Source organism: Maribacter sp. 6B07 (genome assembly GCF_002700155.1).
Classification (GTDB): Bacteria; Bacteroidota; Bacteroidia; order Flavobacteriales; family Flavobacteriaceae; genus Maribacter; species Maribacter dokdonensis.
On record NZ_PDUT01000001.1, the window covers coordinates 658,363 to 670,050 of the forward strand.

The window sequence follows — 11,688 nt, forward strand, 5'->3', positions numbered from 1 at the left end:
ACATTATTGTGAAGTTTGTCGCTAGCTAATTCAAATAATTTAAAAATGAGAACAAAACTAAATGGATTGTTAACGCTACTATTGGCGTTAGTTGTGCATATTTCTTTTGCACAGCAAAAAACAGTATCCGGTACGGTTACTGATCAGGGAGGGCTTCCTTTGCCCGGGGTTAACATTGTAGTTGAAGGCACCACAACAGGTACTCAAACAGATTTCGATGGTAACTATTCCATTATGGCCTCACAAGGCGAAACATTATTATTTACTTACATTGGTCAGAAAGCCGTTAGAAAATCGGTTGGTGCTGGCAGTACAGTAAATGTGCAAATGGAAGAAGATGCACAAGCGCTGGAAGAAGTAGTTGTAACCGCTCAAGGTATTAAGCGTGAGAAGAAAGCTTTAGGTTTCGCAGTATCATCTGTAGACGAAGAAGATTTGGAATCACGTGCTGAAGGTGATGTTGCCCGTGTATTATCAGGTAAAGCATCTGGTGTACAGATTACTTCCGCAGGTGGTATGTCTGGTTCTGCAACGAATGTTGTTGTTAGGGGATTAAGCTCCTTTAGTGGAAGTAACCAGGCCCTTTTTGTTGTTGATGGTGTACCATTTAGTAGTGATACTAATGCACAAGACACAAATGGTGGTGGTTCTAACTTCTTAACCGGTAACACTGGTTCTTCAAGATTTTTAGATTTAGACCCAAACAACATTGCAAAAATTGAGGTATTAAAAGGTCTTGCGGCAGCAACACTTTATGGTTCACAAGGTAAAAATGGTGTTATTTTGATTACCACTAAGGCAGGTTCTTCTGTAGGTGGTAAAAAGAAAACTGAAATCACAGTAAACCAATCTTACTTTGTTAATGAGTTTGCTTCTTTACCTGACTATCAAGATGAATATGGTAATGGTTTTGATCAAGCATTTGGATGGTTCTTCAGTAACTGGGGGCCAAGTTTTGAAGAAAGCGGCCTTTCAGGTTGGGGAAGACAATCTGCGATTGACGAAAATGGTACTTTAGAGCACCCATATAGTAGTACTGCAGTTGCTGCTACTCGTGAAGCTTTTCCTGAATTACAAGGAACAAGATATGACTGGAAACCTTACGATTCTGTAGAAGATTACTTCAAACCAGGTTCTGTAAGCTCTACTTCTGTTAACATTAACGGTGCATCAGAAGATGGAAATACGACCTTTAATGCAAACTTTGGTTACTTAGATGATGAATCTTTCGTACCTGGAAACGGTTTAACAAGAGCTAACGTTTCTTTAGGTGGTAGATCTAAATTATCGAATAAATTCACAGTTTCAGGAGCTATGAACTACTCGAGAACAGATTACAGTTCACCTCCAATTGCAGCGAGTGAAGGTAATGGTACTACAGGTCTTTCTATTTTTGGAAACATTTACTTCACACCTCGTAGTGTTGATTTATTAGGATTACCTTACCAAAACCCAATTGATGGTTCTAGTGTATACTATAGAAATGGTAACGATATCATTAATCCACGTTGGACTGAAAATAACGTAAAATACTCTCAGTTAACAACACGTGTTTTCTGGAATGCTTCTGTACAATATGATATCAATGATAACCTAAACATGACCTATAGAGCAGGTTTAGATTATTATAACGAAAGAAATGAACAATACTCTAATAAGGGTGGTGTTGCATTTACAAGTGCAATATTTGGTTTCTTGAATACCTATGATAACAATAATACGATTTGGGATCACTACTTAGCCCTTAACGGTAATTATGATTTATCTGAAAAATTAGGTTTGTCATTCAACGCAGGTGCTACAACAAGATCAACAACTTTTGATCAGCAAGGTGTTGCTAGTACTGGTCAAATTGTATTTGACATACAGAGACATTTTAACTACTCTAACCAATCCCCTATTCAATATTCTGAAAAAAGAAATATTGCTGGTTTATTAGGACAGGTTACTTTGGACTACGACAACATGTTATTCCTTACAGCATCTACTAGAACTGACTGGGTTTCTAACTTAACTACAGAAAACAACAGTCAAACATATCCAAGTGCTAGTGCATCTTTCTTACCTACTGCTGCTTGGCCTGGTATTAAATCTGAAAAAGGTCTTAACTTCTTGAAATTAAGAGCTGGTTTAGGGCAGTCTGCGACTTTCCCAACTGCTTATCCAACGGTAAGTGTTGTTGAGCAAAATACACAAGTATATGGTGAAGGCGGTGAAGTTACAACCAACCAAGTTGCTGCTTTCAAAGCTAATCCTGACTTAAAACCTGAGCTATTATCAGAATTTGAAGTAGGATTTGAATCTAAATTCTTTAACAATAGAGTTTCTTTAGATTTCACATATTTTGACAGAACTACAAAAGACTTGATCGTTAGAGAGCCTCTTTCTCCTTCAACCGGTTTTACCTTCACACAAAGTAACGTAGGTAAAATAGAAGGTGATGGTATTGAAATAGATTTAGGTGTTGACTGGGTAAGAGGTGACAACTTCAACTGGAACACAAGAGCTAACTTCACTAAAAACAAATTTATAGTAACTGAGCAAGAGCAAGATATCATTATCTATGCTGGTAGTTCAACTTTATCAGTAGGTGGTAACGCCGCAATTAAAGGTGAGCAATTAGGTGTTATTGTAGGTGATGCAATTGCAAGAGATGCGGATGGCAACTTCTTAATTGATGATGGTGGTGATTATGTAACTACAGAGGTAGATGCTAATGGTAATGTTCCAATTATTGGAAATCCTAACCCAGACTATATTATGAACATCATAAACTCTCTTTCTTACAAGAATTGGAATTTAGGTTTTCAATTTAGTCATACCAAAGGTGGTGACATAGTTTCTAACACTATTGGTACATTATTAGGTAGAGGTTTAATTACTGAAACTTTAGATAGAGAGAACACTTATATTTTACCTGGTGTATCTCAGAGCACTGGAGAAGTAAACAATAAGCAGATCAATAACTCTACTTACTACTTCAACAACATCTTATTCGGACCTACAGAATTAAAAGTTTATGATGCTTCTGTAGTACGTTTACAAGAACTTTCTTTAGGATACACTTTCCCTGCAAAAGCATTAGAAAGAACTCCTTTCGGTTCATTGACGATCACTGCCCAAGGATTTAACCTTTGGTATGATGCTTACAACACACCAGATGGAGCTAACTTCGATCCAAACATTCAAGGTGCTGGTGTTGGTAACTCTCAAGGTTTTGACTTTATCAACGGTCCAAGTTCTAGAAGATATGGAGTTAGTATTAAAGCAACCTTTTAAAAATTGCTAATCTTAATTAATAGAAATATTATGAAAAAAATAATTAAATATATAACCGTTGTTTTTGCAGCTGGAGTGTTATTCAACTCTTGTGAAACAACAGATCTAGATCTTAGGACTAGCCCTAATGATCTTGCTGCTGATCAAGCAGATCCTAACCTATTATTGAATTCAATTCAATTAGCATATGTTGCTAACATGTATACAATAAATGATATTGGTTCTGAATTAACTAGAATTGATTACATGCTTGGTCGTAACTACTTTAACACATACCCTGGTGATACGTTTGATGACATCTGGGAACGTTTGTACAGTAGTACAGATGGTAATGGCGCTGTTTATAGCTCAACTGTAGATTTAGGTATATTCCCTAACGTTGACAACTTGCAAACTATAGATGCTGAAAGTGATATTGATTACTCTTTCCATATTGCTGTAGGTCAAACATTAAAAGCACACATGCTTTTATTGTTAGTTGATTATCTTGGAAAAGCGACATTGAGCGAAGCAGGTAATCCAGTTGATTTCCCTGCTCCAATGTTAGATGACGGTCAAGATGTTTATACAGGAGCGTTAGCCCTTTTAAGCGAAGCAGAAGCATTATTTGCAGCCGACCCAGCTACTCAAGGTGGAGAAGATTTCTTTTACGGTGGTGATACTGAAAATTGGATTAAATTAATTAACACCATTAGATTAAAAGCTGCTGTTACTACCGGTGACACAAGTACATTTAATTCTATAATTGCTGGAGGTGAATATATTGCTGATTCTGCAGATGATTTTCAATGGCAATATGGCACTAGAGAATTACAACCAGATACACGTCACCCAGATTATCAGAATGATTATACTACAAGTGGTGCAAACATTTACCAAAATAATTGGTTAATGAACAACATGATGGTACGAAACGATCCTAGAATCAGATATTATTTCTATCGTCAAGAAAGTGCTACTCCCGGTGCTGCGGGTGAACCAGCCAATGAAGAGCTATTAGCTTGTTCTTTAGCAACACCACCGGCACATTATGACGGTTTCATCTATTGTTCCGTACCTAACGGATACTGGGGTAGATCTCATGGTAACAATGAAGGTACTCCTCCAGATGGTTTCCAAAGAACAGCTGTAGGTGTTTACCCTGCAGGAGGTCGTTTTGACGATAGCAGCTTTGATGTTGTAGGTCTTGGCCTTGGTGGCGGAGGTGGCGGTATAGAGCCGATCATCTTAGCATCTTATGTTGATTTCTGGCAAGCTGAAATGGCTTCATCTGCAGCTGAAAAAGCAACTTTCTTAGAGTCTGCAATGACCAAGTCTATAGCTAAAGTTCAAAGTTTTGGATCATTGGATTCTGGTGCAGATTTATCTGTAGCCCCTTCTGATGATGAAGTAACTACTTACATTGAAGATACAGTTGCTGATTACCTAGCGGCAACAGGAGATGATCAAATGAATATTTTATCTGAACAATACTGGATAGCACTTTACGGTGGTGGTGTTGAAGCATATAACTATTATAGAAGAACTGGCTTCCCTACTACATTGGCTCCAAACTGGGAGTTAAATCCAGGTGCTTTCCCAAGATCATTTTTGTATCCTCAGACAGAGGTTATTACAAACTCAAATGTATCGCAGAAATCAGATTTATCAACTCAAGTATTTTGGGATACAAATCCAGCCGGACCAGCATTCCCATCTGCTAACTAAAAAATAAGAAAATGAAAATAAACAATAAAATATTAGGCGCTATTCTAGGTGTTTCTACGCTACTAATATCATCATGTGATGATGGTGACAAAGTTATTGACACTGTTTTTGACGAAACAACTAGAGGTGCAATTCTTAGAACAATTGAAGCAGACGGTATTTTTGATCGTTTTGATACTTCAACTACCTATGGGTTTACATTTGAAGAGCAAGATTACGAAGATGGTGATCTTTTGGAGAAAGTAGATCTATATATTAGCTTTGAAGATAATACTGAAGCTAATGGTGATTCCACTGTAGACGAAATTCTAATTGAAACTTTCTTACCTGCAGATTTTACAGATGGTGAATTTGGTTTACCTAGAGCTAGTTATGAAACCACTTTAGCTAACGCACTTTCTCAACTAGGTTTAGTTGAAGGTGATTTTGACGGTGGAGATGCTATTCAATTCCGTTTAATTTTAACTTTAACTGACGGAAGAACCTTTACCAATGATGATAGTACAGGTACAATCACAGGTTCTTTCTTTAATGCACCTTATTTCTATGCACCTATCATAAAATGTATTCCTCCAGCACCAGTTGCAGGTGAGTACACTATTGAAATGGAAGATAGTTATGGTGATGGATGGAACGGAGCTTCTATTGATATTGTTATTGATGGTGTTGAAACATCTTACACTCTTGATAGTGGTGCTGCCGGTTCTCAAACATTTACAGTACCAGAGGGAACAGCTGAATTTACTTTAGCATTTTCTTCAGGTGACTGGGATGGTGAAATTACTTATGAAATTATTGCGCCAACTGGAGAATTAGCCCTTTCTGACGGTCCAACGCCAGCTGTAGGTGTTCAAACATTGAATATCTGTGGAGGGTAGTCTTAAATAATATTTCATTCATTAATATAGCTGCCTTATTTAAAAATTAAGGCAGCTATTTTGTTTACAACAACATATAACTTCCCCTTATGAAATTTGTATTAGAGTTCAATAGAATAAAGAAAATGACGAAAATTCTAATTTTGTCATTACTCCTAATAATGCACTCGTGCTCTGAACAAACAAATAGCAACTCAAAAGAAATTGCTGTAAATAAAAAAGAAACAACAAAAATTTTTGAAAAAATCACCAGTGAACATAGTGCTATAGACTTTAGCAATAACTTAATTGAGAATGTTGAAACTTATGAAAACGTTTTTAATTTTGATTATTTCTACAATGGGGCTGGCGTAGGCGTGGAAGATATTAATAATGACGGTTTATTAGATATTTTCTTTTCCGGAAATCAGGTTAACAATAAATTATATCTAAATAAAGGGAATTTTAAGTTTGAAGACATCTCCTCTACCGCCGGTATCAACATTAATAAAAAATGGTGCAACGGTGTTACTTTCGTAGACATTAACAATGATGGGTGGCAAGATATATATGTATCACAGGGCGGCCCTAACAATAGAAGTAATAGAAACAACCTCTTATATATTAATAACCAAGACTTAACTTTTACGGAAAGTGCCACAGAGTATGGTTTAAACGATCCTGGAATTTCTACACAAACTGCATTTTTCGATTTTGACAACGACGGTGACTTAGATTGCATAGTCATGAACGAAAATGAATTATATGGTTTAGACCCAATATCCTTATTAAAAACAGTAAATACCACCAAAGAATCTAAGTATTTCAATAGCAGCCATTTTTACAAAAATGTCAATGGCAAATATGTGGATGTCACAAAAGAAGTAGGACTAGAAAACCCGATATTCGGTCTAGGTCTTTGTGTATCCGATATAAATTCCGATGGTTATTTGGACATCTACCTTTCAAGTGATTACTACCTGCCCGATGCTATATACATCAATAATCAAAAAGGCAAATTCACAAACCAAGTCAATCAATTAACACAACAAATTTCATTTTACGGTATGGGCTTGGACATTGGCGATATCAACAATGACAACTTACAAGATATATTTGTATTAGATATGGCTTCGAACGACCATTTTAGGGCTAAAACCCTTATGGCATCTATGAGTACAGAGAGATTCGACTTCTTAACAAAAACAGCCGGATTTCAACATCAATACATGTTTAACTCCTTACAGCTTAATCAAGATAAAAACCATTATTCCAACATCTCACAATTAACCGGTATGGCGAGCTCTGATTGGAGCTGGTCTGTTTTAATGTCAGACTATAATAACGATGGCACAAAAGATGTATTCATTACCAACGGTTACCGCAAGTATGCATTAGATAATGATTTTCAGAACAAAGTATATAACGCCAAAATAAAATATGGAGGAAACATACCCATTAATTTAAAGCAACAACTTTACAATGAAATGCCTTCTGAAAGTCTTAGCAATTTAATGTATCAAAATAACGGAAACTTAGAATTTCAAGAAGTAAGTACTGAGTGGGGATTAAATGAACTTACCTTTAGCAATGGTGCCGCACAAGCTGATTTTGACAACGACGGTGATTTAGACCTAGTGATCAACAATATTGACCAAGAAGCGTTGGTATACAAAAATAACACGGTTGAAAACCAATTAGGCAATTTCTTGAAAGTTACCACTTCGGCTTCTACACCCGAATCTTTTGCCAAAGTAACCATTTCATATGCTGAAAAACAGCAATTTAATGAGATAAAAAGAGTTAGAGGGTACATGTCCTCACAAGAAAACGCTGCCCATTTTGGTATTGGTACAACAACCGTCATTGACACAGTTAAGGTAGAATGGCTTAGTGGAAAAATATCATACAAATACAATATAAAAGCCAACTCATTTTTAACGTTCTCTGAAGATAAAGCAGTAGTACCAAACGTGAAATCTTCACTAGCGTTTAACTCATTTTTTTCTCAAAAAAACGCTACTGATTTTAACTTGAATTACAGTCACCAAGAAACAACATACGACGATTTTGAGCAAGAAATTCTACTACCCTACAAACAGTCTAACACTGGTCCATTTATAGCTAAAGCGGATGTCAATGGTGATGGTAAAGAAGATATTTATGTTGGTGGAGGCTCTAGGCAAACAGGTACCTTATTTTTACAAACTGAAAATGGTTTTGTCAAGAACCCACAGCAATCTTTTGAATTAGACAAGGAAAAAGAGGATGCCGAATCCGTATTTTTTGATTTTGATAATGATAACGATCTGGACCTATATGTAGTTAGTGGTGGTAACGAATATGGAGAAAGCTCCTCATATTATGCAGATAGACTATATATAAATGACGGAAAAGGAAATTTTGAAAAACGTGACACACCAATTTTACAATCTTTTCCAAAAAGTGGTAAATCTGTAACCATATTGGATTTTGATAAAGATGGCGATAACGATATTTTAGTAGGTAATAGAATCATACCACACAACTATCCAAAATTCAGTGCATCCATATTATATGAAAACGATAACGGTGTTTTAAAAAATGTTACAAATACTATTGCCCCGGAATTAGAGAATTTTGGACTGATCAATAGTATTATCACTACAGACTTCAACAATGACGGATGGCAGGATTTTATTGCCGTGGGGGAATGGACGCCAATTGGTATTTTTGAGAACAAAAATGGAAAATTTCAACGTCTAGCATCAGAAAACTCAGTGCTAAATACTAAAGGATGGTGGTTTAAAATAAAAGAAACCGATATTAACAATGACGGTAACAAAGATTATATAGTAGGTAATGTAGGTAGAAATATAAAGTTTACTGCCAGTGAAGAAAAACCATTTAAAATATTTGCAACCGATTTTGATAATAACGGAATAAACGACGTTGTGTTAAGTAAGAAATACCATGAAACTTATGTTCCTGTTAGAGGTAGAGAATGTTCATCTCAGCAAATGCCTTTTATCAAAGAAAAATTTTCAACCTATAATGATTTCGCACATGCAACTATGGAGGATATTTATGGAGAAAAACTTAAAGATGCGTACACAAGCGAAGCTACAGACTTTAACTCCATAATATTGGTGAACCAAGGAAATAATACTTTTGAAAAAGTTACCTTACCTAATGAATCTCAATTATTTCCCACTTTAGCAATTTTATTGTTTGACCTGAACAACGATGGTTTTGAAGATTGCGTACTATCTGGTAACATCTATGAAACAGAGGTTGAAACTCCAAGGCTTGATGCCATAACCGGTTTGGCATTAATTTCCAACGGAAAAGATGGATATACTACCACCTCCATAGGAAAAACAGGTATGTATCTTAGAGGAAATGTAAAAAGTATGGAATCATTAAAATTCAACGAAAAGACGATAGTTGTTGCAGGTTTAAACAACGATAAATTGAGAACTTTCGAATTAACAAAAAATTAAACATACTGACTATAAGATGTTTAAAAAAAATATCTAAATTAAACATCTTAAACAACCATACCATGAGAAAAATTTTAATGTTAGCTATTACAGCAATAGTTAGTACAACTTTACAAGCTCAATATTCTGGCCAAGTACCAACAAATATGGGAGGAGCTAGTCAAAATGCGGCCGCTGGTGCTGCTATAGCCAACTTCTTAGGGCCAGTTAATGAAGCCTACCAAAAAAGAAGAGAAATAGACTTGGATAAATTTCAAGGCTCACCCTACACATCCAATACGTTTGCCCCAACCATCTTAAAATATAATGACGAAGTTGTTGGTAATATTTATTACAGGTACAATGCTTTGAACGAAGAAATAGAAATTAAAAAAACCTCTTCTGAAGACGAACCGTACAAAGCCTTAGTTAAGGACAAGGAAGTTAGTTTACTTATCAATGCAAAACCTTTAAGTTTCAAAACTTTTGTTACTGAAAAAAATGAAACTATAAATGGCTATTTAACCTTGCTACAAAAAGGAAATACATACGATTTGTACCAAAGAACACTTGTTAAATTTACCGAAGGTCAACCTGCACAAAATTCATTTGTAGCAGCAGTTCCTAGTAGGTTTACTAAATTTACAGAATATTATTTTCAAAAAGATGGTGTAAATAGAATTGATCAGATACCTCAAAAAAATAAAAAGCTTTTAAAATTAATAGATGCCTCTAAAAGAGAAGATTTAAAAATCTTTTTAAAGGAGAACAATCTAAATATTAAGAACGAGCAAGATTTAGCAAAAGTTTTTGACTACTTAAACAGTTAAAATTTAAATCTTAAGATTAATCACCGCCCAACAATAGTTGGGCGGTTTTTATTTACCTTTGCTCCATGCAAAAAACCACTCAAATTTATGGCTTAAGAGCCATCATAGAAGCCGTTAACTCCAATGAGGAAATAGATAAGGTATTTCTACAAAAAGGTCTTAAAGGAGATCTTATGAAAGAATTGGAAGGTTTATTGCGACGTAATGAAATCAATATGGTATACGTACCTGTTGAAAAATTAAATAGACTTACCAAAAACAATCACCAAGGTGCCGTTGCCAATATCTCCCCTATTTCATTTCATACCCTTGAAGATTTAGTAGAAAAAGCAAGCGAAAAAGAGGGTCCTGCCCTATTTCTATTGTTAGACCAACTTTCTGATGTTCGCAATTTTGGTGCTATTATTAGAACAGCGGAATGTACCGGTGTTGATGGTATTATCGTTCAAAAGAAAGGTGCTGCTCCTGTTACGGCAGATACTATAAAGACCAGTGCCGGGGCTGCCTATAAAGTTCCCATTGCAAAGGTTGACCACTTAAAAGATGCTGTGTTTTATTTACAAGCATCGGGAATAAAAGTTGTATCGGCTACAGAAAAAACAGATGACTCCGTATATGATGTACCCTTCAAAGATTCTATTGCCATAGTAATGGGAGCGGAAGACCGTGGTATTACACCATCAATTTTAAAAGCTTCAGATTACAGAGCCAAACTTCCCTTATTAGGAGAAATTGAATCACTAAATGTATCCGTGGCATGTGCAGTATTTTTATATGAAGCTGTTCGCCAGCGTCTATAATTTTCATACTTCACTACTTTTATTATCACCGTTATCTTTATAGATGTAGTTGATTTTCAATGTTTCTTCATTGACTTCAGCATCGTCTTTTGGCAACTCCCTAAAATTTCCATTTTCATCAAAATGTTGTAAAAAAAGGTCGTCATCTTCATTGTAATCATCTTTTTCCCAATCAAACTTAGTTGTTTTAGGAATATGTGCTTTAACTACTTTCGCTAAAAACAAACCGGTAATAAAACCGGCTAAATGCCCTTCCCACGACATACCTTCTTTAACCGGGAATATATACCAAAGCATACTACCATAAATAAAGACTACAATTAAAGAAAGTGCTACAAGTCTAAAGTATGAGCTAAAAATTCCTTTAAAGAATATAAAACTGGCTAAAACATAAATAAGTCCGCTTGCACCAATATGATAAGATGTTCTTCCTATGACCCAAGTCATAAAGCCAGATAAAAGAATGCCATAAAATATGACTTTCCAAGCCACACTTCTATAAAAATACATTAGTGCCGAGAGCAATATTGCCAAGGGTATGGTATTGTTATATAAATGTTCTTGAGACCCATGAATGAACGGACTAAATACTATGCCACGTAAACCGGTTAATGTTCTTGGCATTACCCCAAGTTCATTAAAATTAACACCTAAGGAAAGTTCTACCCAGTATACCGCCCATATCATAATCATTGCCAAAAGTGGTACGGCAACAACATTATTGGAAAATTTAAAATGTGCCATTTCTGACATA

7 protein-coding genes are annotated in these 11,688 nt (G+C 35.5%); 6 read left to right on the plus strand and 1 reads right to left on the minus strand.

The annotated features are described in order from the left end of the window. Nucleotides 1-45: 45 nt before the first annotated feature. The 6 genes from CSC80_RS02850 (at nucleotide 46) to rlmB (ending at nucleotide 10,934) form a co-directional block, all read left to right on the plus strand. On the plus strand, nucleotides 46-3,279 hold the full coding sequence (locus tag CSC80_RS02850) for a SusC/RagA family TonB-linked outer membrane protein (RefSeq protein WP_071341360.1): 3,234 nt from the start codon (nucleotides 46-48) through the stop codon (nucleotides 3,277-3,279). 30 nt (nucleotides 3,280-3,309) lie between these two features. Further along, nucleotides 3,310-4,986 carry a SusD/RagB family nutrient-binding outer membrane lipoprotein gene (locus CSC80_RS02855; RefSeq protein WP_058103833.1) on the plus strand — a complete coding sequence of 559 codons (1,677 nt, stop codon included), beginning with the start codon at nucleotides 3,310-3,312 and terminating at the stop codon, nucleotides 4,984-4,986. 11 nt (nucleotides 4,987-4,997) lie between these two features. Further along, on the plus strand, nucleotides 4,998-5,864 hold the full coding sequence (locus CSC80_RS02860; RefSeq protein WP_099189627.1) for a hypothetical protein: 867 nt from the start codon (nucleotides 4,998-5,000) through the stop codon (nucleotides 5,862-5,864). Nucleotides 5,865-5,953: 89 nt separating this feature from the next. Next, nucleotides 5,954-9,325, plus strand: a complete 3,372-nt coding sequence (locus CSC80_RS02865) for a VCBS repeat-containing protein (protein ID WP_099189630.1) — start codon at nucleotides 5,954-5,956, stop codon at nucleotides 9,323-9,325. A gap of 62 nt (nucleotides 9,326-9,387) precedes the next feature. After that, nucleotides 9,388-10,134, plus strand: a complete 747-nt coding sequence (locus tag CSC80_RS02870) for a hypothetical protein (RefSeq protein ID WP_058103836.1) — start codon at nucleotides 9,388-9,390, stop codon at nucleotides 10,132-10,134. A 65-nt stretch (nucleotides 10,135-10,199) separates the two neighbouring features. After that, complete coding sequence (rlmB, locus tag CSC80_RS02875; RefSeq protein WP_058103837.1) at nucleotides 10,200-10,934, plus strand: 23S rRNA (guanosine(2251)-2'-O)-methyltransferase RlmB; 735 nt, start codon at nucleotides 10,200-10,202, stop codon at nucleotides 10,932-10,934. A 3-nt stretch (nucleotides 10,935-10,937) separates the two neighbouring features. Here rlmB and CSC80_RS02880 read toward each other — a convergent pair whose 3' ends face one another. Further along, nucleotides 10,938-11,687 carry a rhomboid family intramembrane serine protease gene (locus tag CSC80_RS02880; RefSeq protein ID WP_099189632.1) on the minus strand — a complete coding sequence of 250 codons (750 nt, stop codon included), beginning with the start codon at nucleotides 11,685-11,687 and terminating at the stop codon, nucleotides 10,938-10,940. Between the last annotated feature and the right edge of the window lies 1 nt (nucleotide 11,688).